The organism is Pseudomonas bananamidigenes (assembly GCF_001679645.1).
GTDB lineage: Bacteria > Pseudomonadota > Gammaproteobacteria > Pseudomonadales > Pseudomonadaceae > Aquipseudomonas > Aquipseudomonas bananamidigenes.
Genome location: NZ_LRUN01000081.1, coordinates 9,217 through 30,930, shown reverse-complemented (window position 1 = coordinate 30,930; position 21,714 = coordinate 9,217). Strand labels below are relative to the sequence as shown.

18 protein-coding genes and 1 pseudogene are annotated in these 21,714 nt (G+C 61.9%); 3 read left to right on the top strand and 16 right to left on the bottom strand.

Annotated features, from left to right (window positions below; genetic code table 11):
• Positions 1–161 precede the first annotated feature (161 nt).
• The 3 genes from BBF94_RS24455 (at position 162) to BBF94_RS24445 (ending at position 3,591) form a co-directional block, all read left to right on the top strand.
• Complete coding sequence (locus BBF94_RS24455; protein ID WP_065261516.1) at positions 162–383, top strand: hypothetical protein; 222 nt, start codon at positions 162–164, stop codon at positions 381–383.
• 196 nt (positions 384–579) lie between these two features.
• A complete protein-coding gene (locus BBF94_RS24450; protein WP_065261515.1) occupies positions 580–1,896 on the top strand; it encodes an OprD family porin in 1,317 nt (438 codons plus the stop codon).
• A gap of 189 nt (positions 1,897–2,085) precedes the next feature.
• The gene (locus BBF94_RS24445) at positions 2,086–3,591 is read left to right on the top strand and encodes a sensor domain-containing diguanylate cyclase (protein WP_065261514.1); all 1,506 of its coding nucleotides are present in this window, start codon (positions 2,086–2,088) and stop codon (positions 3,589–3,591) included.
• Between the two features lie 110 nt (positions 3,592–3,701).
• Here the strand turns inward: BBF94_RS24445 and lpxC are convergent, their stop codons facing one another.
• The 16 genes and pseudogenes from lpxC to mraZ all read right to left on the bottom strand — a co-directional run bounded on the left by lpxC (position 3,702) and on the right by mraZ (position 21,518).
• Positions 3,702–4,613, bottom strand: a complete 912-nt coding sequence (gene lpxC / locus BBF94_RS24440) for a UDP-3-O-acyl-N-acetylglucosamine deacetylase (RefSeq protein ID WP_065261513.1) — start codon at positions 4,611–4,613, stop codon at positions 3,702–3,704.
• A 112-nt stretch (positions 4,614–4,725) separates the two neighbouring features.
• Positions 4,726–5,922 (bottom strand): cell division protein FtsZ, encoded by a 1,197-nt coding sequence (gene ftsZ, locus BBF94_RS24435; protein WP_065261512.1) that lies wholly within the window; start codon positions 5,920–5,922, stop codon positions 4,726–4,728.
• A 67-nt stretch (positions 5,923–5,989) separates the two neighbouring features.
• The gene (ftsA, locus tag BBF94_RS24430) at positions 5,990–7,249 is read right to left on the bottom strand and encodes a cell division protein FtsA (RefSeq protein ID WP_065261511.1); all 1,260 of its coding nucleotides are present in this window, start codon (positions 7,247–7,249) and stop codon (positions 5,990–5,992) included.
• A 15-nt stretch (positions 7,250–7,264) separates the two neighbouring features.
• Entirely contained in the window at positions 7,265–8,131 is an 867-nt protein-coding gene (locus BBF94_RS24425) for a cell division protein FtsQ/DivIB (RefSeq protein ID WP_065261510.1), read from the bottom strand.
• 4 nt (positions 8,132–8,135) lie between these two features.
• The gene (locus tag BBF94_RS24420; protein WP_065261509.1) at positions 8,136–9,110 is read right to left on the bottom strand and encodes a D-alanine--D-alanine ligase; all 975 of its coding nucleotides are present in this window, start codon (positions 9,108–9,110) and stop codon (positions 8,136–8,138) included.
• Positions 9,107–10,567, bottom strand: coding sequence for a UDP-N-acetylmuramate--L-alanine ligase (gene murC, locus BBF94_RS24415; RefSeq protein ID WP_065261508.1), 1,461 nt, complete (start codon positions 10,565–10,567; stop codon positions 9,107–9,109). The genes BBF94_RS24420 and murC overlap by 4 nt, the downstream gene beginning before the upstream one ends.
• Entirely contained in the window at positions 10,560–11,630 is a 1,071-nt protein-coding gene (gene murG / locus BBF94_RS24410) for an undecaprenyldiphospho-muramoylpentapeptide beta-N-acetylglucosaminyltransferase (RefSeq protein WP_065261507.1), read from the bottom strand. Before murG ends, murC begins: the two co-directional genes overlap by 8 nt.
• A pseudogene (gene ftsW / locus BBF94_RS24405) lies at positions 11,620–12,836 on the bottom strand (putative lipid II flippase FtsW). Before ftsW ends, murG begins: the two are co-directional and overlap by 11 nt.
• Complete coding sequence (gene murD, locus BBF94_RS24400) at positions 12,833–14,179, bottom strand: UDP-N-acetylmuramoyl-L-alanine--D-glutamate ligase (protein WP_065261506.1); 1,347 nt, start codon at positions 14,177–14,179, stop codon at positions 12,833–12,835. The pseudogene ftsW and the gene murD overlap by 4 nt, the downstream one beginning before the upstream one ends.
• Before the next feature lie 5 nt (positions 14,180–14,184).
• On the bottom strand, positions 14,185–15,267 hold the full coding sequence (gene mraY, locus BBF94_RS24395; protein ID WP_065261505.1) for a phospho-N-acetylmuramoyl-pentapeptide-transferase: 1,083 nt from the start codon (positions 15,265–15,267) through the stop codon (positions 14,185–14,187).
• A complete protein-coding gene (locus BBF94_RS24390) occupies positions 15,267–16,634 on the bottom strand; it encodes a UDP-N-acetylmuramoyl-tripeptide--D-alanyl-D-alanine ligase (RefSeq protein ID WP_065261504.1) in 1,368 nt (455 codons plus the stop codon). The genes mraY and BBF94_RS24390 overlap by 1 nt, the downstream gene beginning before the upstream one ends.
• A complete protein-coding gene (locus tag BBF94_RS24385; RefSeq protein ID WP_065261503.1) occupies positions 16,627–18,090 on the bottom strand; it encodes a UDP-N-acetylmuramoyl-L-alanyl-D-glutamate--2,6-diaminopimelate ligase in 1,464 nt (487 codons plus the stop codon). The genes BBF94_RS24390 and BBF94_RS24385 overlap by 8 nt, the downstream gene beginning before the upstream one ends.
• Entirely contained in the window at positions 18,090–19,829 is a 1,740-nt protein-coding gene (locus BBF94_RS24380) for a peptidoglycan D,D-transpeptidase FtsI family protein (protein ID WP_176704498.1), read from the bottom strand. The genes BBF94_RS24385 and BBF94_RS24380 overlap by 1 nt, the downstream gene beginning before the upstream one ends.
• Positions 19,829–20,122: a cell division protein FtsL gene (gene ftsL / locus BBF94_RS24375; RefSeq protein ID WP_003228022.1), complete on the bottom strand. Its 294-nt coding sequence runs from the start codon at positions 20,120–20,122 to the stop codon at positions 19,829–19,831. Before ftsL ends, BBF94_RS24380 begins: the two co-directional genes overlap by 1 nt.
• A complete protein-coding gene (gene rsmH, locus BBF94_RS24370) occupies positions 20,119–21,066 on the bottom strand; it encodes a 16S rRNA (cytosine(1402)-N(4))-methyltransferase RsmH (protein ID WP_065261501.1) in 948 nt (315 codons plus the stop codon). The genes ftsL and rsmH overlap by 4 nt, the downstream gene beginning before the upstream one ends.
• The gene (gene mraZ / locus BBF94_RS24365) at positions 21,063–21,518 is read right to left on the bottom strand and encodes a division/cell wall cluster transcriptional repressor MraZ (RefSeq protein ID WP_003205355.1); all 456 of its coding nucleotides are present in this window, start codon (positions 21,516–21,518) and stop codon (positions 21,063–21,065) included. Before mraZ ends, rsmH begins: the two co-directional genes overlap by 4 nt.
• Positions 21,519–21,714: the final 196 nt, after the last annotated feature.

Sequence of the window (21,714 nt, the reverse complement as noted above, 5' to 3'; positions counted from 1 at the left end):
CCCTTTCCCCCTCGCCCCCTGGGGGGAGAGGGCTGGGGTGAGGGGGTGACTTTTGCTTCTGCTGTAACAGTCATTTATGAAAATCACGCTGTTTCCCGATGCCCGGCGACCTTATCTTTGCCCGCACCAAACAGCACTTGCCAAGCAAGAAGGTTTTCAAGATGTCCAACAGTATGGGTATTGCCAGCGCTTTCGTTTTGTCCTCATTGATCCTGTCGCCGATGGCGATGGCTGAAGAATCGCAGTCGTTCGTAGCGCAGAATGCCGCTCGCGCCCAGGCATTCGAACAGCATCAGGCAGAAGTGATGGCCAAGGCGCAGGACGCCACGCAAGCCCCTCAGGCCGCAAACGCCCGGGTCCAGAGTGTCGAGAAAGACAGCTGAGCCGCACACCGCGCAACGTTTCCCTCGACGCGGTTGTTTGGCTCTTCCCGTTCAACCGTCGTCCTTCCAGGCCACTGATGTTCAGTGGCCTTTTTTCGTTGTGGTGTGAAAGCGGTCCGGTTCGTCTCTTACAATTAGAAACATCCAGCACCTCAAGACATTGAAGTGTCAGTTGACCCAAGGAGCTTTACCGCAAGTGCGTTACCCAGCCCGTTTCACCCCGCTGTTCATTGCAATTGCCGCAACGATTGCCCCCGCTGCCCACGCCGCTGAAGCCGAGAAAGAAGGCTTCGTCGAAGGCTCCAGCCTCAACCTCAACGCCCGCAACTACTACATGAATCGCAACCGCCTGCAGCACGCGGACGACAACATCGAGTGGGGCCAGGGTTTCCTCGGCAAATTCCAGTCGGGCTACACCGAAGGCACGGTCGGCTTCGGCCTCGATGCCCACGCCATGCTCGGTCTGAAACTCGACGGCGGTGGCGGCACGGACAACTCCAGCATCCTGCCGGTCAGCGATGGCAACGGCAAAGCGCCGGGTTCGTTCTCCACGGCCGGCGGTACGCTGAAAATGCGTGCGTTCGATACCGAGCTGAAGGCCGGTGACCTGTTCCTCACCAACCCGGTGATCGCCGGCGGTGAAAGCCGCATGCTGCCGCAGACTTTCCGCGGCGTCAGCCTGACCAACCACAGCTTCGACGGCTGGATGATCGAGGGCGGCCAGGCCAGCTTCACCAAACCGTACAACCAGAGCGGCCACAAGCGCATCGGCACCTCCTACGGCACCCTCGCCGAGGGTGATAAAAGCCAGCACCTGAACTGGGCCGGCGTGTCCTGGAGCGGCGTCGAAGGCCTGACCAGCAACCTGTACGCGGCCGAACTGAAGGACATCTGGAACCAGTACTACTACGACCTCGACTACACCTGGGCGCTGAACGACCTGGTGACCCTCAACCCGGGCCTGCACTTCTATCACACCCAGGACACCGGCGACGCGCTGCTGGGCGACATCGACAACAACACCTACAGCCTGCATTTCACCGTCGGCATCGGCCATCACAGCGTCAGCGCCGCCTACCAGCGAGTCAACGGCAACACGCCGTTCGACTACATCAGCCAGGGCGACAGCATCTACCTCGACAACTCCCAGCAATACTCGGACTTCAACGGCCCCAACGAGCGCTCGTGGAAACTCAAGTACGCCTACGACTTCGCTGGCATCGGCCTGCCGGGCCTGACCTCGGCGGTGTCCTACTCGCGCGGCACGCTGGACCTGACCAAAGTCGACCCGGACAGCAAGGGCTACGCCGCGTGGTACAGCGCCGAAGGCCGCAACGCCCAACACTGGGAACGCGATATCGACCTCAAGTACGTGGTACAGAGCGGTCAGGCCAAAGACCTCGCAGTGCGTCTGCAATGGGCCACCAACCGTGGCGGCAACGGCTACGGCGCGCTGGACACCGACACAGATGAATACCGAGTGATCATCGACTACCCGATCAACGTCTTCTAAGATCGGCGCTAAGCTGAAGAGGTCTGCCTGACCGGGCAGGCCACCAACACTGTGGGAGCGAGCCTGCTCGCGATAACGGAGTGTCAGAAACAGGAATGCTGACTGATTCACCGCTATCGCGAGCAGGCTCGCTCCCACATTGTTATCCACAGGCCTACGCTTAGAAGAATCCATCACCGATAACCAACCATGATCGCGAGCCGTACCCCACCCGCTGCGGGCAAGACCGGACGTCCCGAGCGGCTGCTGATTCTCGGCAGTCTGCTGAGCGTGATCGCGATTGTGTGCATCGTCACTTTTCTGCTGATTCGCGAGCATGCCAACGCTCAGGAATCGGCCACCCGCAGTGCCACCACCGTTGCCCAACTCATCGATGCCGACGTGCTGCGTACCGTCGAGCTGTACGACCTGACTTTGCAAGGGCTGATCGCCGCCGCCCAGCGCGAAGACCTGAAAAACGTATCGCCGCAGATCCGCCACCTGGCGCTGTTTGACCGCTCCACCACGGCGCGCTTCAAGGGCGACATCCTGCTGCTCGACAAACATGGCGAGGTCATTGCCGATTCCTCGCGGATCACCCCGCTGCCGGGAAATTTCGCCGATCGCGATTACTTTCTCGCCCATGCATTCAACCGCGACACCGGCATGTTCATCAGCCGCCCGTTCAAACCCCGTTGCGACTGCGACGACGCGGATCAGTGGCGCATCAGTTTCAGCCGGCGCATTTCCTCGGACACTGGCGAATTCCTGGGCGTGGCCGTGGCGTCGATGAAGCTCGACTACTTCGACCAGTTGTTCAACAGCCTCGACATCGGTGTCGACAGCACCCTGAACATCATCAACAACGACGGCATTCTGCTGGCCCAGAAGCCTTATCTGCAGAGCGACTCGATCGGCAAGAGCTTCGCCAACCGCCCCAACGTGGTGCGGATCCTGCGCGACCGCAGCGGCAATGGCAGCTTCAACAGCATTTCAAGCATGGATCACCAGCAACGCCTGTATACCTATTCCCAGGTCGGCAATCTGCCGCTGACGGTGATCGTTGCACTGTCGAGCGATGAGGTGTTCGGTGCCTGGCGACGCACGGCCATCCTGATCAGCGGCGCCACCGGCGTGCTGTGTGTGGGGCTGCTATGGCTGACCTGGCTGTTGGCCCGGGAGCTGCGCCTGCGGCAACGGGCCGAACGCGAGCTGGCGCAACTGGCCGCCACCGATGCCCTGACCGGTGTCGCCAACCGGCGCATGCTCGATCAGTCGCTGCGTCACGAATGGTTTCGTGCTCAGCGCTCGGGCAAACCCTTGTCGCTGCTGATGATCGACGCCGATCACTTCAAGGCGTTCAACGATCGGCACGGCCATCAGGCCGGGGATCAGGCGCTGCGTGAACTGGCCAGGGTCATTACCGCCAATGTGCGCCGCCCGGCGGATCTGGTGGCGCGTTATGGCGGTGAAGAGTTCTCGGTGGTCCTGGCGGAAACAGACAGCGCCGGCGCGCAGCAGATTGCCGAGCATGTGCGGGCCGCTGTCGAGCAATTGCCACGCATGGAGGGCGATGAAATGCCGATGACGGTGAGCATCGGGATCAGTACCTGGACAGTGACCAGTGAAATCAGTCTGGAACAACTCCTGTTCGCGGCAGACCGGGCGCTGTATCAGGCCAAGGAAGGAGGCCGAAACCGGGTTGTCATGGCTTGATGCCGGGGCGGCCTTTCCGGCCCCATCGCTGGCACAGCCAATACGAAACCTGCAGGCATAAAAAAAGGCCACCCAAGGGTGGCCTTCAAAAAACTAGAGAGGTTTTTTACTTACACTGCCGCAACCGGGCGCATGTAAGAGATCGGTGCAGTGCTGGCGTCTTCGAACGTCACGACTTCCCAGGCATCTTTCTGCTCAATCAGTTTGCGCAGAAGCTGGTTGTTCAGTGCGTGGCCGGACTTGAAGCCCTTGAACTCACCAATCAGGCTGTTGCCCAGCAGGTACAGGTCGCCAATGGCATCGAGGATCTTGTGCTTCACGAATTCGTCTTCGTAGCGAAGGCCGTCTTCGTTCAGTACGCCATCGGCATCGACCACGATCGCGTTTTCAACGCTGCCGCCGAGTGCGAGGTTGTGCTTGCGCAGGTACTCGATGTCACTCATGAAACCGAAAGTACGCGCGCGGCTGACTTCTTTTACGAACGAAGTGCTGGAAAAATCCACGCTTGCACTTTGGGTGCGGTCCCGGAATACCGGGTGATCGAAATCGATCTCGAAGCTCACCTTGAATCCGTCGAAAGGGACGAAAGTGGCGCGCTTGTCGCCGTCTTCCACTGTCACTTCACGCAGGATGCGGATGAATTTCTTGGCGGCGTCCTGTTCTTCCAGGCCTGCCGATTGAATCAGGAATACGAAAGGTCCTGCGCTACCGTCCATGATCGGGACTTCGGACGCGGAGAGCTCGACGTAGGCGTTATCGATGCCCAGGCCAGCCATGGCCGAGAGCAAGTGCTCTACCGTGTCCACTTTGACGTCGCCGTTGATCAGCGTCGTCGACATAGTGGTTTCACCGACGTTTTCCGCGCGGGCAGGAATCTGCACCACAGGGTCGAGGTCAGCGCGACAAAACACAATGCCAGTGTCGACAGGCGCAGGCTTGAGGGTCAGGTAGACCTTCTCCCCGGAGTGCAGGCCTACACCTGTGGCACGGATAATATTTTTCAGTGTGCGTTGTTTAATCATGGCTTGGGCCGCTTCAGCGCAAATTGCGAACTGGTATCAACAAAGGCTGGCGATGATATCAGACCGAGCCTTTGCTGAACACCAATCACCTTCATAGCCCTGATACATTCCATCAATCAGCCTGACGACGCAGGAAGGCCGGGATGTCCAGGTAATCCAGGTCATCTTGCGGATTCATCTTCGCGGCAGTCGCAGCACCGGCCTGAGCCTGGTTGCGCATGACGGTCGGACGGTCCAGATCACGGTAGTTCACGGCAGGTTGTTCCTGACGCGCAGGCGCCTGCTGTTGCACCGGAGCGGCAGCCATGGTGGTGTGAACGGTGTTGTCGATGACCTTCACCGGCTTCTCGATTTTGGCGCCCAGACCGGTGGCAACCACGGTTACGTGCAGCTCGTCGCGCATGTCCGGATCGATCACGGTACCGACCTTGACCATCGCGTGCTCGGACGCGAAGGCTTCGATGATCGAACCCACGTCGGAGTACTCGCCCAGGGACAGGTCAGGACCGGCAGTGATGTTCACCAGGATGCCGCGCGCGCCCTGCAGGTTCACGTCTTCCAGCAGCGGGTTGCGGATGGCCGCTTCGGTGGCTTCACGTGCACGGTTCGGACCGCTGGCGCAGCCGGTGCCCATCATCGCCATGCCCATTTCGCTCATCACGGTGCGTACGTCGGCGAAGTCGACGTTGATCATGCCCGGACGCTTGATGATGTCGGAGATACCGCGAACGGCACCGGCCAGTACATCGTCAGCCTTGGCGAAAGCCGACAGCAGGCTTGCGTCTTTACCGAGGATGGTCAGCAGCTTCTCGTTGGGAATGGTGATCAACGAGTCGACGCTTTCGGAGAGCATGCGGATGCCTTCGTCGGCGATCTGCATGCGCTTGCGGCCTTCGAACGGGAACGGACGGGTCACGACCGCAACGGTCAGGATGCCCAGTTCCTTGGCCACTTCGGCGATGATCGGCGCCGCACCGGTACCGGTACCGCCGCCCATGCCGGTGGTGATGAACACCATGTTGGTGCCGGCCAGCACTTCAGCGATGCGCTCGCGATCTTCCAGCGCAGCCTGACGGCCGACTTCCGGGTTGGCGCCGGCGCCCAGGCCCTTGGTCACGCCGGTGCCCAGTTGCAGGATGGTACGCGCGCCGATGTTTTTCAGCGCCTGAGCATCGGTGTTGGCGCAGATGAACTCGACGCCTTCGATGTTGCTCTTGACCATGTGGTTGACAGCGTTGCCGCCGCCACCGCCAACACCGATAACCTTGATTACCGGGCTTGCGGGGATGTTGTCTACGAGTTCGAACATTTTCCCTCTCCTTACATTCTCTAGTTTTTTCGCCTACTGCATTTTGTTGCGGTGTTGCGGTAAAGCTTTAGAAGTTGCCTTGAACCCACTTCTTCAAACGGTCGAGCAACGGCGCCTGCGGCTCATCGTTGCTGTAGCTGTCGCGGCTGCCGATGCCCGAGAACGAGATCCCGTCGGACTGCTTCTGCAGGCCGTACATCAGCAGGCCCACGCCAGTGGAATAGATCGGGTTGCGCACCACGTCATCCAGGCCCTTCACGCCGTGCGGCACACCGAGGCGTACCGGCATGTGGAAGATCTCCTCGGCCAGCTCGGTGGCGCCTTCCATCTTCGACGTACCGCCGGTCAGCACGATGCCGGCCGGGATCAGGTCTTCGTAGCCGCTGCGACGCAGCTCGGCCTGGATCAGGGTGAACAGTTCGTCGTAACGCGGCTCGACCACTTCGGCCAGGGCCTGACGGGACAGTTCCCGCGGTGGACGGTCGCCGACGCTCGGCACCTTGATGGTCTCGCCGGCACCGGCCAGTTTGGCCAGGGCGCAGGCGTAGCGGATCTTGATCTCCTCGGCGTACTGGGTCGGGGTGCGCAACGCCATGGCGATGTCGTTGGTCACCTGATCGCCGGCAATCGGGATCACGGCCGTGTGACGGATCGCGCCTTCGGTGAAGATCGCGATGTCGGTGGTGCCGCCGCCGATGTCGACCAGGCACACGCCGAGCTCTTTTTCGTCGTCGGTGAGTACCGAGTAGGCCGAAGCCAGTTGCTCGAGAATGATGTCGTCGATTTCCAGACCGCAGCGACGCACGCACTTTTCAATGTTCTGTGCAGCGTTGACGGCGCAGGTGACCACATGGACCTTGGCTTCCAGACGCACGCCGGACATGCCCAGTGGCTCGCGCACGCCTTCCTGGTTATCGATCACGTAGTCCTGCGGCAAGGTGTGCAGCACACGCTGGTCAGCCGGGATCGCCACGGCCTGGGCGGCGTCGAGTACGCGCTCCAGGTCAGCAGAGCTGACTTCGCGATCACGGATCGCCACGATGCCGTGGGAGTTCAGGCTGCGGATGTGATTGCCCGCCACGCCGACGAACGCCGAGTGAATGCGGCAGCCCGCCATCAACTGGGCTTCTTCGATCGCGCGCTGGATCGATTGCACGGTGGACTCGATGTTCACCACCACGCCTTTCTTCAGGCCGCGGGACGGATGGGTGCCGATCCCGACGATATCGAGCGTGCCGTCGTCCGCAACCTCGCCGACCAGCGCCACCACCTTGGAGGTGCCGATATCGAGACCGACGATCATTTTGCCGCTTTGCACGTTTGCCATGGGTCCTGCCTCTTCTTAATTCTTTGCGACAGCGGGTTGGGCTGTCGTCGGCGCTACGGGTTCCCGCCAGCCAACAGCGAGGCCGTTGGCATAGCGCAGATCGATACGCGCAATGTTCGTAATCTGGTCTTTAAGCGTCTTGTCGTAGATGGCAATGAAGCGGCGCATCTTTTCCACCAGGTTGCCGCGTCCCAGCAGCAACTCGATGCCGGGGCCGGAACTGCCGGCACCGGTGGTCAGGAACCAGCTGCCACGTTCGCGCAGTTCCAGGCGCGCGATCGAGAAGCCCAACGGCCGAAGCATCTGGCTCAGCACCTGATACTGCTGCATCACTTGCTGCTGGGCCCGCTGCGGACCGAACAGCTGTGGCAGGTGTTCGTAGTTCGCCAGCTCCTTGGGCGTGAACGCCTGGCCCTGGTTGTTGAGCAGCGACTCGTCACCCCAACGGGCCACCGGCAGTTGCTCTTCGAGGCGAATCACCACCTGGTCCGGCCACACGCGACGGACTTCGGCATGGGCGATCCAGGGCATCTGTTCCAGCTCCGAACGCATGCTGGCCAGATCAATGGTGAAGAAGCTCGACGTCACATACGGCGCGATCCGCTGCTGCACCGCCTGCTGGCTGATGTAGCTCAGGTCACCCTGTACGGCGATCTTGGTGATCGGCCGGTCGGCGTACGGCAGCAAACGTTGCGCGCCTTCGTAGGTGCCGAATCCGAGCGCTACCAGCAGCACCGGCCAGAACAGACCTTTCAGGAACCCGAAATTGGCTTTCGGCAGGCGCGCGGACATCGGCTCTTTGGCCACCATTCGGCTGGCACCCCGTGGCACCGGCTTGCGACCGGGTGCGGGTGGCTGATGTCTGAGCTGTGCGCCTTGCATGGTCTTAACCTCGCGCCTCTTTTTGGCCATCGGCATCGACACTGGCGGCCAGGATGGCCAGGACCAGTTGCTGGAAATCCAGACCGGCCGCTTTCGCCGCCATCGGTACCAGGCTGTGGTCGGTCATGCCGGGAGCCGTGTTGACTTCCAGGAACCAGAATTTGCCGTCGGCGTCCTGCATCACGTCCGCCCGACCCCAACCGGCGATCCCCAGCGCCTCGCAGGCTTGCGCCGTGAGGTCCATGAGTTCTTTTTCCTTGGCGGCATCGAGCCCGCACGGAATCCGGTACTGGGTATCGTTGGCGATGTACTTGGCGTCGTAGTCGTAGAACGTGTGCGGTGTACCCAGGGCGATAGGAGGCAACACCTGGTCACGCAGGGTGGCGATGGTGAACTCCGGACCATGGATCCATTGCTCGACCAACACTTGCGAATCGTAGGTACTGGCCGCTTTCCATGCGTCGATCAACTCGGACGCAGAATTCACTTTGGCCATCCCGATACTTGAACCTTCATGCGCCGGTTTGACGATCAAAGGGAAGCCCAGTTCCGTCGCTGCCGAAATACAATCGGCCTCGCTGCGCAGCACGGCGTGACGCGGCGTCGGAATCCCCAGCGTGTGCCAGACCTGCTTGGTGCGCAGCTTGTCCATGGCCAGCGCCGACGCGAGGATGCCGCTGCCGGTGTACGGAATGCCGGCCACTTCGAGCAGGCCCTGCATGCTGCCGTCTTCACCGCCACGACCGTGGAGGATGATGAAGGCGCGGTCGATCTTTTCGCTCAGCAGACGCTGCAGAATGTCGGCGCCGACGTCGATCCCGAACGCATCCACACCGGCGCTTTGCAGCGCAGTGAGCACGGCGTTGCCGGACTTCAGCGAGACTTCACGTTCGGCACTCAGGCCACCGAACAGCACGGCGACACGGCCGAAATCTTTCGGCGCAATGGTGGAGAACAGGTTGGCGTAGGCAGCAGTCATTTCAACTTCCCCTCGACCGGTGCGGCCACGGCACCGGCGAACAGCTCGCTTTTCAACAGTTTCGGTGCGAGACCGCCGATATCACCGGCACCCTGGCACAACAGAATGTCGCCGGCACGCAGCAGCGGCTTGACCAGCGGCGCCAGATCGACACCGCGCTCGATGTAGATCGGGTCAAGCTGACCACGCTGACGGATGCTGTTGCACAGCTTGCGGCTGTCGGCGCCCGGAATCGGCTCCTCGCCGGCCGGATAGACTTCCATCAGCAACAGCACGTTGGCATCGGCCAGTACCTGGACGAAATCGTCGTACAGGTCGCGGGTACGGCTGTAGCGGTGCGGCTGGTAGACCATCACCAGACGGCGCTCAGGCCAGCCACCGCGCACGGCCTTGATCACGGCCGCAACTTCGGTCGGGTGGTGACCGTAGTCGTCGACCAGCATCACATTGCCGCCGTCCACCGGCAGTTCACCGTAGACCTGGAAGCGGCGACCGACGCCCTGGAACCCGGACAGCCCCTGGACGATGGCTTCATCGCTGACGCCCTCGTCGGTGGCGATGCAGATGGTCGCCAGGGAATTGAGTACGTTGTGGTTGCCCGGCATGTTCACCGACACATCCAGCGGCTCGCGATCAGGGCGCAGCACGGTGAAGAAGGTCTGCATGCCCTGTTGGCGCACATTGATGGCGCGCACGTCGGCGTCCTCGCTGAAGCCGTAGGTCACGGTCGGACGCTTCACCTGCGGCAGGATTTCACGCACCACCGGATCGTCCAGGCACATCACCGCCAGACCGTAGAACGGCAGGTTGTGCAGGAACTCGACGAAGGTTTTCTTCAGTTTGTTGAAATCACCGTCGTAGGTCGCCATGTGGTCGGCGTCGATGTTGGTCACCACGGCCACCAGCGGTTGCAGGTGCAGGAAGCTCGCGTCGCTCTCGTCGGCCTCGGCGATCAGATAGCGGCTGGTGCCGAGCTGGGCATTGGTGCCCGCGGCATTCAGACGGCCACCGATGACGAAGGTCGGGTCCAGGCCACCGGCGGCGAACACCGAAGCGATCAGGCTGGTGGTGGTGGTCTTGCCGTGAGTGCCGGCGACGGCGATGCCGTGGCGGTAGCGCATCAGCTCGGCGAGCATCTCGGCACGCGGCACCACCGGAATACGGCGCTCAAGGGCGGTCGCCACTTCCGGGTTGGAGGTGTTCACGGCACTCGATACCACCAGCACGTCGGCGGCAGCGGCGTTCTCGGCACGGTGGCCGATGAAGATCTGCGCACCGAAGGATTCCAGGCGCTCGGTGACCGGCGACGCCTTGAGGTCGGAACCGGACACGGCATAACCCAGGTTCAGCAGCACTTCCGCGATGCCACACATGCCCACGCCGCCGATCCCGACGAAGTGGATGCGACGGATGCGGCGCATTTCCGGTTGCGGCATGGCTTTCTGATTCTCAACCATGGGCCACCTCCAGACAGGTATCGACCACGCTGCGGGTGGCTTCGGGTTTTGCCAGACGGCGGGCCGCTCGGGCCATTTCTTCGAGTCGTTGCGGTTGCATCAAGACCTCTGTCAGGCGCGCGGCAAGGTCCGCGGCACCAGTCGTTCTTTGCGGCATAAGGAAGGCAGCGCCTTCGCGGGCCAGATAATCGGCGTTGCGGGTCTGGTGATCGTCGATCGCGTGGGGCAAGGGCACCAGCATCGACGGCAGACCGGCGGCGGCCAGCTCGCTGACGGTCAATGCGCCTGCACGGCACACCACGATGTCAGCCCAGCCATAGGCCTGAGCCATGTCCTTGATGAAGGGCTGCACCTGCGCATCCACGCCGGCGGCGCGGTAGCGCTCTGCAGTCACTTCATCGTGATTTTTGCCGGCCTGATGAAACACTTCCGGGCGCAAGTCGGCAGCGACTTGCGACAGGGCTTCAGGCAGCAACTTGTTCAACGGTTCTGCCCCCAGGCTTCCACCCAGGATCAGCAAACGCGCCTTGCGTCCGGCCAGTGCCGGACGCGGTGTTTCGAGGAACAGCTCGCTGCGCACCGGATTACCGGTGGTACGGCGGCTGTCCGACAGGGTAAAGGTGTCGGGGAACGCTTCACACACCCGGGCGGCGAACGGCACCAGCAACCGATTGGCGGTGCCGGCCACGGCGTTCTGTTCGTGAACGATCACCGGCACGCCGGCCAGTTTGGCGGCGATCCCGCCGGGGCCGGTCACATAACCACCGAAACCGACCACGCACACCGGGCGCAGGCGGCGAATGATCGCCCGTGCCTGCCACACCGACTTCAGCAGCATGAACGGTGCCTTGAGCAACGACAGCTTGCCCTTGCCGCGCAGGCCGGTGGCGTTGATGCGATGCAGTTCAAGGCCGGCGGCCGGCACCAGATCGTTCTCGATCCCCCGTGGCGTACCGAGCCAGTGCACGGTGTAGCCGCGCGCCTGGAATTCACGGGCACAGGACAGCGCCGGGAACACGTGACCACCGGTACCGCCGGCCATGATCAATACGTTAGCGCCCATGGTTCGGCTCCTCGGCGAAGTCGCTCTCATGGAATTCCATCTCTTCACTGCCCAGGTGGGTCCGGCTCTCCCACTCGATCCTCAGCAACAGGCCAAGGCAGGCACAGCAGATCACCAGGGAACTGCCGCCATAACTGAGGAACGGCAGGGTCAGGCCCTTGGTCGGCAACAGGCCGACGTTCACGCCGATGTTGATCAGGAACTGACCGATCCACAGGAACGACAGGCCGTAGGCAACATAAGCGGCAAAAAACTGTTTGGCTTTCTCGGCCCACAGACCGATGTACATGCCGCGGATACACACGAACACGAACAGCGCCACGGTGCACAGCGAACCCACCGCGCCCAGCTCTTCAGCGAGTACCGAGAACACGAAGTCGGTGTGGGCTTCCGGCAGGTAGAACTGCTTCTGCACGCTGTTGCCCAGACCAACGCCCAGCCACTCACCGCGACCGAAGGCGATCAAGGCCTGGGACAACTGATAACCGGCACCGAACTGGTCGGCCCACGGATCGGCAAAGTTGGTCAGACGTGCCATCCGGTACGGCTGCATCTGGATCAGCAGCACCACCGCCGCCACCGCCAGCACCACCATCAGCGAGAACCGGAACAGCCCGACCCCGCCGAGAAACAGCATCGCCGCTGCGGCGCCCATCATCACGACGGTGGCGCCGAAGTCCGGCTCCATCAGCAACAGGCCGGCCATCGGCAGCAGCACGATGAACGGCTTGAAGAAACCCATCCAGCTTTCGCGTACTTCCTTCTGGCGACGCACCAGATAACCGGCGAGATAGATCACCACGAACACCTTGGCGATCTCGGACGGTTGTACGTTGAAGAAGCTGAAACCGATCCAGCGCATCGAGCCGTTCACTTCACGACCGATCCCGGGGACGATCACCATCACCAACAGGCCGAACGCGCCGATCAGCATCATCCAGCCCAGACGCTGCCAGGTGGCGATCGGAATCATCATGGTGACGATGCATGCGCCCAGCCCCAGCACCACGTAGATCAGGTGACGGGTCATGTAGTAGAGCGCACTGCCCGACTGCACGGCACCCACCTCGGTCGATGCCGAAGCGATCATGATCAGGCCCAGGCCGAGCAGCGCGAGCAACCGGCGAGCATCGGGAAATCGAGGTCGATCCCGCGTCCGGTGATGATCGGCGACGGATAAGGCTTGATGATGTTTCGCAGGCTCATGCCAGATCCTCCACGGCGCGGACGAACTGGTGACCACGGTCTTCGTAATTCTTGAACATGTCGAAACTGGCGCATGCCGGCGACAGCAGCACCACATCACCCGGCCGGGCGGCGGCACGGCATTTTTCCACGGCGTCGATCAGTGTAGTGGCACGGATCAGCGGCACGGCGTCGCCGATGGCCTCACCGATCCTGTCGGAGTCGCGGCCCATCAGGACCACGGCTCGGCAATGGGCTGCCGCCGGATCACGCAGATCCTTGAAATCGGCACCCTTGCCGTCGCCACCGGCGATCAGCACGACCTTGCCGCTGATGTCCGCACCCAGGCCCTCGATGGCGGCCAGTGCGGCGCCGACGTTGGTGGCTTTGGAATCGTTGTAGTAGCCGACGCCGTTCAGGTCACGCACCCACTGGCAACGGTGTTCGAGGCCGGCGAAGTTGCGCAGGGCCGCGAGCATGGCGTCGAACGGCAAACCGACCGCATGCCCGAGCGCCAGCGCTGCCAGGGCGTTGGACTGATTGTGGGCACCACGAATCTTCAGCTCTCGTACCGGCATCAGATTCTGGAATTCGAAGGCCAGGTATTTCTCGCCGTTCTCTTCGCGCAGACCGAACGCCTTGAAATCGGGTTTGGTCAGGCCGAAGGTCCAGCATGGCTGGCCCTCGCCCATCAGCGGTCGGGTCAGGGCGTCCTGACGGTTGACCACGAACTGTTTCGCGCCGCGGAAGATCCGGTGCTTGGCCAAGTGATAGGCCGGCAGACCGCTGTAGCGATCCATGTGGTCTTCGCTGATGTTGAGCACGGTCGCGACTTCGGCGTTGAGCTGATCGGTGGTTTCCAGCTGGAAGCTCGACAGTTCCATGACATACAGCTCGACATCATCGCTGAGCAGATCCAGTGCCGGCGTACCGAGATTGCCGCCAACGGCCACACGCTTGCCGGCTGCGGCTGCCATCTCGCCAACCAGGGTGGTGACGGTGCTTTTCGCATTGGAACCGCTGATGGCCACGATCGGCGCTTTCGCGTTACGCGCGAACAGCTCGATGTCACCGGACAGTTTCACGCCACGGGCGGCGGCGGCTTGCAGGGCCGGGGTCGCCAGCGCCAGGCCGGGACTCACGTAGAGCTCGTCGGCACGGCACAGGAACTCGACGTCCAGCTCGCCACAACGCACTTCCACGTGCGGATAGTCACGCTGGAGCGTGGCCAGTTCCGGTGGATTTTCCCGCGTATCGGCCACGGCAAACGCCACGCCCCGATTCGCCAGGAAGCGAACCAGGGACATGCCGCTCTTGCCGAGGCCGACAACGATGCGGAAGTGGTCAGAAGCGATCAGAGACACTCGTTCTACCTCAGCTTCAGGGTGGCAAGGCCGATCAGCACGAGAATCACGGTGATGATCCAGAAACGGACGATCACGCGCGGCTCGGGCCAGCCCTTGAGTTCAAAGTGGTGGTGGATCGGCGCCATGCGGAACACACGGCGACCGGTCAGTTTGAAGGACGCCACCTGAATGACGACTGACAGGGTTTCCATCACGAACACGCCGCCCATGATGAACAGGACGATTTCCTGACGGACGATCACCGCGATGGTGCCCAGGGCTGCGCCCAACGCCAGTGCGCCGACGTCGCCCATGAAGACCTGCGCCGGGTAGGTGTTGAACCACAGGAAGCCCAGACCCGCACCGATCAGCGCGCCGCAGAACACGATCAGCTCGCCTGCGCCCGGTACGTACGGGATCAACAGGTATTCAGCGAATTTCACGTTACCCGACAGGTAGCAGAAGATCCCCAGGCCACCGCCGACCATCACCGTCGGCATGATCGCCAGACCGTCGAGGCCGTCGGTCAGGTTGACCGCGTTGCTCGAGCCGACGATCACGAAGTAGGTCAGCACGATGAAAGCGGCGCCCAGCGGAATGCTGTAGTCCTTGAGCATCGGCAGGATCAGGGTGGTTTCCACCGGCGTGGCGGCAGTCATATAAAGGAAGATCGCCGCGCCGAGGCCGAATACCGATTGCCAGAAATATTTCCAGCGACTTGGCAGGCCACGGGAGTTCTTCTCGATCACCTTGCGGTAGTCATCGACCCAGCCGATGGCGCCGAACAGCAGGGTCACCAGCAGCACGACCCATACATAACGATTGCTCAGGTCAGCCCACAACAGGGTACTGACACCGATGGACGACAGAATCAGTGCGCCACCCATGGTCGGCGTACCGGATTTGGACAGGTGCGATTGCGGGCCGTCGTTACGGACGGCTTGACCGATCTGACGGTTCTGCAGAGTGCGGATCATCCACGGGCCGTAGCACAGCGACAGGACCAGCGCGGTCAGCACACCGAGAATTCCGCGCAGGGTCAGGTACTGGAAGACCGCGAAGCCTTTGTAGAACTGTTGCAGATACTCCGCTAGCAGCAGCAGCATTAATGTTTCTCCAGACTGGTCCCGCACAGGGCCGCAACGATGTTTTCCATCGCCGCGCTGCGCGAACCCTTGATCAAAATGGTGGTGTTTTTGTCCTGTTCGGCGCCCAGGGCCTGGATCAGTTCGGCCTGCGTGCCGAAGTGATGTGCCTCTTTGCCGAATGCGTTCACGGCGTGGACCATGTTCGGCCCGACAGCGTAAAGCGCGGAAACCTTGCCGCGGGCGTATTCGCCCACGTCGCGGTGCCCCTGCTCCGCCCAGTCGCCCAACTCGCCGATATCCCCGAGCACCAGAACGGTGCGGCCGGAAAAGCCGGCGAGTATATCAACGGCCGCGCACATGGAGGTGGGGTTCGCGTTGTAAGTGTCATCAATCACGCGCATACCGTTTTTGGCCAGTTGCGCAACGGTGCGTCCCTTGACCGGCTGGACCGCGCCAAGCCCGGTGGCGATGCCGAACAGCGACACGCCCAGAGCGTGAGCGGCTGCAGCGGCGGCCATGGCATTGGCGACGTTGTGCGTGCCCAGCAGGTTCAACTGAACAGGCTCGACACCTTCAGGTGTATGCAGCTTGAAGGACGGGCAACCACGGGCGTCGGTGCTCAGGTCGCTGGCGTAAAAATCTGCCTGGGGATTGCTCAGGGAGAAGGTCAGCACTTTGCGTGCGCCGGCGCGGGTCTTCCAGATACCGAAGGCCTTGTCGTCGAAGTTCAATACGGCAATACCATCCGCCGCCAGACCATCGATGATCTCGCCTTTGGCCTCGACGATTTTTTCCGGACCGCCGAACTCACCGACGTGTGCAGTGCCGGCATTGTTCAGAATCGCCACGTGCGGCCGGGTCAGGCCGACGGTGTAGGCGATTTCACCCAGACGCGAGGCGCCCAGTTCGATCACGGCCGCCATATGTTCCGCAGCCAGCTCGAGCAGGGTCAGCGGTGCGCCCAGATCGTTGTTCAGGTTGCCACGAGTGGCGAGCACGGCACCGCGAGTGCGCAGGATGCTGGCGAGCATTTCCTTGACCGTTGTCTTGCCGCTGGAGCCGGTGATGGCCGCGACCGGCCGAGTGAACGCAGCACGGTTCAACGCGCCCAACTGGCCGAGGGCCTGACGGGTGTCCTTCACCAGCAGTTGCGGCAGCGTACTGTCGGCGACTTCGCGCTCGACCAGCGCAGCGACCGCGCCTTTGGCGGCCACTTCATTCAGATAATCATGACCGTCGAAACGCGGGCCGGTCAGGGCGATAAACAGCTGGCCGGCCTTGATGGCACGACTGTCGATGCTCACGCCGTCAAAACTGGCGTCCGCGCTGATCAGTCGTGCGTCGAGTGCATTGGTCAGCTCACTGAGTTTCAGGGCCTTAAGCATGGGCCACCTCCCAGGCGGTCAGGGCATGATCGGCCTCGACCAGATCAGAGAAGGCGTGGCGAACGCCGTTGATTTCCTGATAGTCCTCGTGCCCCTTGCCGGCCAGGACAACCACGTCATCGGCCGATGCGCTGGCGATCAGTTGCGCGATGGCCTGGCCACGGCCGGCCACGAATGTCACGTTATCCACAGCCGTGAAGCCGGCGCGAATGTCTTCAAAAATGACGGCTGGATCTTCGGTGCGTGGATTGTCATCAGTGACCAGCACGCGATCGGCCAGACGCTCGACCACTTCGGCCATCAGCGGGCGCTTGCCGCGATCGCGATCACCGCCACAGCCGAACAGGCACAGCAACCGGCCTTTGACGTGCGGGCGCAGTGCGGTCAGGACTTTTTCCAGCGCATCCGGCGTGTGGGCGTAATCGACCACCACCAGAGGTTGTGTGCCACCGCCAAGACGCTGCATGCGTCCGGCCGGGCCTTCGAGTTTCGGCAGCACGTCGAGGATTTCGTCGAGGGCGTAATCCAGCCCCAGCAAGGCACCGACAGCAGCCAGTACGTTGCTCAGGTTGAAACGCCCCAGCAGCGTGCTGCGCAGATGATGTTCGCCCTGGGGCGTGACCAGCGTGGCACGCACGCCGTGGTCGTCGAACTGCGCTTCACGAACATACAGATAAGCACTGCTGTCGAGCAGGCTGTAAGTGATCAGGCGCGACTCACGCTTTTCAGCGGCGAGCTGCCGGCCGAAATCGTCGTCCAGATTGACTACGCGGCACTTCAGGTCATTCCAGGCGAACAGCTTGGCCTTGGCCGCTGCGTACGCCTCCATGGTGCCGTGGTAATCGAGATGATCACGGGACAGGTTGGTCATCACCGCCACATCAAACGCCAGCGCGGTGACCCGACCCTGATCCAGACCGTGGGACGAGACTTCCATGGCCACGGCTTTGGCGCCGGCCTTTTTCAGGTCGCCCAGCGTCGCCTGCATCGCGATCGGATTCGGTGTGGTGTGCATTCCGCTCTGCAGCGAGCCATGAAAGCCGGAGCCGAGAGTACCGACGATGCCGCAATGCTGGCCGAGAAGATCCAGCGCCTGAGCCACCAATTGGGTCACGCTGGTCTTGCCGTTGGTGCCGGTGACGCCCACCAGATTCAGATGATGGCTGGGTTCACCGTAAAAACGACCGGCGATATCCGACAGCTGCGCTGCCAGGCCCTTGACCGGAATCAGCGGCACATCAGTGATCGGCAGCACGGTGGCGCCTTCCACTTCGTAAGCGACCGCCGCTGCGCCACGCGCCAGCGCATCGGCAATGTGTGCACGGCCATCGAACTTGCCGCCCGGCACCGCGAGGAACAGGTCACCTGCGCGCACGTTGCGGCTGTCGAGAGCCAACTCACGGATCAGCAGATCGTGGCCGGCGTGGGGGAAAATCTTGTTCAGACTCAGAGACATCAGCCGCGCCCTCCATTGGCTTTCAGCGGAACGACCGGGGTGGCGTTGGCTTGTTGGGTGGTCGGCAGGTTGTCCGGGGTGATGTTCATCAGGCGCAGGGTGCCGGACATCACACGGCTGAACACCGGCGCCGATACCAGACCACCGAAGTAACCGGCCTTGGTCGGCTCATCGATCACGACAACGATGGCGTAACGCGGATCGCTCATCGGGCCGAAACCGGCGAACAGCGAGCGATAGGAGTTTTCGGCATAGCCCTTGGTGCCGACCGAGGTCTTGCGCGCCGTACCCGACTTGCCGGCCACGTGATAGGCCGGCACCTGCGCACGGAATACGCCGCGTGGCGCTTCGATCACCTGTTGCAGCATGCCTTGCATGGTTTTCGCCACAGCTTCCGGCAGCACCTGAGTGGTCTGCGGCGCCTTGTCGGTTTTGATCAGTGTCAGCGGCGCGAGACGACCGTTGTTGGCCAGCGCCGAGAACGCGTGCACCAGCTGGATCGCGGTGACCGAAACACCGTAGCCGTAGGACAGCGTTGCGGTTTCAGCCTTGCGCCACTCGCGGTAGTTCGGCAGGTTGCCGACACGCTCGCCCGGGAAACCGAGACCTGTGTCCTGTCCGAGGCCGACTTTCTGCGCGAGGCGGAAAATGGTTTCGCCGCCGATGTCGAACGCGACCTTGCTCATGCCGACGTTACTGGAATTGATCAGAATTCCGGTCAGGTCAAGCACCGGACCTTCGGTCTTGGATACGTCCTTGATGGTGTATTTGCCGATCTGCAGAGAGCCCGGATACACCTCGACGGTGTCGCTCGGTTTCCAGCGCCCGGTCTCGATCGCGGCACTCATCGAGATCGCCTTCATGGTCGAGCCCGGCTCGAACACGTCGATCATTGCGCGGTTACGCATCATCGCCGGCTGCAGGTTGCGACGGTTGTTCGGGTTGTAGGTGGGCTGGTTGACCATGGCGAGGATCTCGCCGGTCTTCACATCCATGATCACCAGACTGCCGGCCTTCGCGCCGTTCTCGATGATCGCGTTGCGCAGTTCGCGGTTGGCCAGGTATTGCAGGCGCAGGTCAATGGACAACGCCAAGGGCTTGCCGGCCTTGGCGTTCTTGGTGACCTGGACATCCTTGATCAGCCGACCGCGCCGATCCTTGATGACCTGCCGCTTGCCGGGTACGCCGGCCAGCCACTCGTCGTAGGCCAGTTCGACGCCTTCGCGGCCATGGTCGTCGATATCGGTAAACCCGACCATGTGCGCGGTGACCTCACCGGCCGGATAGAACCGGCGGAATTCTTCGATGCCATAGACGCCCGGCACTTTCAGGTCGAGCACGGCCTGGCCCTGCTCGGGGGTCAGCCCGCGCACCAGATAAATGAATTCCTTGTTGGCCTGGGCTTCGAGACGTTCGGCCAGGGCTTTCGGATCCTGCCCCAGCGCGGCTGCCAGTGCCGGCCATTTTTCCTTGGCCAGTTGCATTTCCTTGGCGTTGGCCCACAGCGTGGTCACCGGCGTACTCACCGCCAGAGGCTCGCCATTGCGATCGGTGATCAGGCCGCGGTGCGCCGGAATCGGAATATGACGAACGCTGCGCGCATCGCCCTGGCCCTTGAGGAAGTCACGGTCGATCACCTGCAGATCGATGATCCGCCAGCAGATCGCGGCCACCATCATGCCCAGCAGACCGACCACCAGACGGAAGCGCCACGGGAACAGTGCCCCTTCGAGTTTCATCATGGCGCCACCATTTTTACGTCAGCCGCGCCGGGGATGTGCATCTTCAGTTGTTCGGTGGCCAGCACTTCGATCCGGCTGTGGGCGGTCCAGGTGCTTTGCTCGAGAATCAGGCGGCCCCATTCGGCCTGCGCCTTGTCGCGCACGCTGAGTTCGTTGTAAAGGGTGTTGAGCAACTGCCGGTTCCAGTGAGCGCTATAGGAAACGCCGATGGCCGACACGAGCACGCCGATGAAGAGCAGCAGCATGATGAAGCTGCCGCCGGGCAGTGGCTTGGCGAAAAGCTTGCTCACCGGAGTTTCTCCGCGACGCGCATGACGGCGCTACGAGAACGAGGGTTGGCCTTGAGTTCGGCGTCCGAGGCCGTCTGCGCCTTGCCATGGATCTTGATTTTCGGTTCGAAGGCAACGTGGCGAACCGGCAGGTTGCGTGGCAGATTGTCGGCTTCGCCTTTCACCAGCTTGCGCATGAACAGTTTGACGATGCGGTCTTCCAGCGAGTGAAAGCTGATCACGACCAGACGGCCGCCCACTTCCAGGGATTCCAGTGCGGCTTCAAGACCCGCCTCCAGATCGCCCAGTTCGTTGTTGACGTGAATGCGCAGGCCCTGGAATGCACGGGTGGCCGGGTTCTTGCCCTTTTCCCACGCCGGGTTGGCGACTTTCAGGACTTCGGCCAGGTCGGCGGTGCGCTCGAACGGGGTGATGTCACGGCGCTCGACCACGGCACGGGCCATGCGACCGGAGAAGCGCTCCTCACCGTACTCCTTGAATACCCGGGCGATTTCTTCCACCGGCGCGGTATTGATGAACTCGGCTGCGCTGGTCCCACGAGACGGATCCATGCGCATGTCCAGCGGACCGTCATTGAGGAAACTGAAACCGCGCTCGGCATCGTCCAGTTGCGGCGAAGAAACGCCGAGATCGAGCAGAATGCCGCTGACCTTGCCGGCCAGACCGCGCTCGGCGACTTCCGAGCCGAGTTCGGCAAAGCTGCGCTGCACAACGACAAAGCGGCCGTCTTCGGCCGCTAGCGTTTGCCCGGTAGCAATCGCTTGAGGATCCTTGTCGAATCCGATGAGCCGGCCATCCGGTCCGAGCTTGCTGAGGATCAGCCGGCTGTGCCCGCCGCGTCCGAACGTACCATCCAGATAGCAGCCATCAGGACGTACGGCGAGAGCCTCGACGGCTTCGTCAAGCAGTACGGTGATGTGGTTAAAGCCGCTATCAATAGTCACAGGATCAGATCACGCAGTTCGTCAGGCATGGCGCCCGGTTGTTGTATGGCAGCCAGGTCAGCGGCAGAAACCGCATTCCAGGCATCTTCGTCCCACAGTTGGAACTTGTTCAGTTGGCCGACCAGCATCGCGCGCTTGTCCAGCTTTGCGTATTCGCGCAGGCGTGGCGGAACCAGAAAACGACCACTGCCGTCGAGTTCGAGGTCGACGGCATTACCAATCAATAAACGCTGCAGACGACGGTTCTCTTCGCGGAGCGAAGGAAGCGCGCGCAACTTGGTTTCAATAATTTCCCACTCATCGAGCGGGTAGACACACAGGCACGGATCAACGGCATCGATGGTCACGATCAACTGACCGGAACTACGCGAAACGAGCTCGTCACGGTACCGGCTCGGCATGGCGAGACGGCCCTTTGCGTCGAGACTGATAGCGTTAGCTCCGCGAAACACGTCAGCGTTTCTCCAATTTTTATCGTTTTGAGCTCAAAAAACCCACTTCATGCCACTTTCCGCCACTTGCGCACACTATAGGAATGCGCCCACCACACCGTCAAGGCGCGGATCAAAGGAAAACCCTTACAGAACGGAGATTTAGGAGCATAAAAGGAGGAGCAACGAGAATCCGGCGGATGCTTTTATCCAATAA

Excerpts from the sequence above, each read along its gene's own strand:
- BBF94_RS24455 (WP_065261516.1), top strand. The coding sequence starts at position 162 with ATGTCCAACAGTATGGGTATTGCCAGCGCTTTCGTTTTGTCCTCATTG.
- BBF94_RS24445 (WP_065261514.1), top strand. The coding sequence starts at position 2,086 with ATGATCGCGAGCCGTACCCCACCCGCTGCGGGCAAGACCGGACGTCCC.
- lpxC (WP_065261513.1), bottom strand. The coding sequence starts at position 4,613 with ATGATTAAACAACGCACACTGAAAAATATTATCCGTGCCACAGGTGTA.
- ftsZ (WP_065261512.1), bottom strand. The coding sequence starts at position 5,922 with ATGTTCGAACTCGTAGACAACATCCCCGCAAGCCCGGTAATCAAGGTT.
- ftsA (WP_065261511.1), bottom strand. The coding sequence starts at position 7,249 with ATGGCAAACGTGCAAAGCGGCAAAATGATCGTCGGTCTCGATATCGGC.
- BBF94_RS24425 (WP_065261510.1), bottom strand. The coding sequence starts at position 8,131 with ATGCAAGGCGCACAGCTCAGACATCAGCCACCCGCACCCGGTCGCAAG.
- BBF94_RS24420 (WP_065261509.1), bottom strand. The coding sequence starts at position 9,110 with ATGACTGCTGCCTACGCCAACCTGTTCTCCACCATTGCGCCGAAAGAT.
- murC (WP_065261508.1), bottom strand. The coding sequence starts at position 10,567 with ATGGTTGAGAATCAGAAAGCCATGCCGCAACCGGAAATGCGCCGCATC.
- murG (WP_065261507.1), bottom strand. The coding sequence starts at position 11,630 with ATGGGCGCTAACGTATTGATCATGGCCGGCGGTACCGGTGGTCACGTG.
- mraY (WP_065261505.1), bottom strand. The coding sequence starts at position 15,267 with ATGCTGCTGCTGCTAGCGGAGTATCTGCAACAGTTCTACAAAGGCTTC.
- BBF94_RS24390 (WP_065261504.1), bottom strand. The coding sequence starts at position 16,634 with ATGCTTAAGGCCCTGAAACTCAGTGAGCTGACCAATGCACTCGACGCA.
- BBF94_RS24385 (WP_065261503.1), bottom strand. The coding sequence starts at position 18,090 with ATGTCTCTGAGTCTGAACAAGATTTTCCCCCACGCCGGCCACGATCTG.
- BBF94_RS24380 (WP_176704498.1), bottom strand. The coding sequence starts at position 19,829 with ATGAAACTCGAAGGGGCACTGTTCCCGTGGCGCTTCCGTCTGGTGGTC.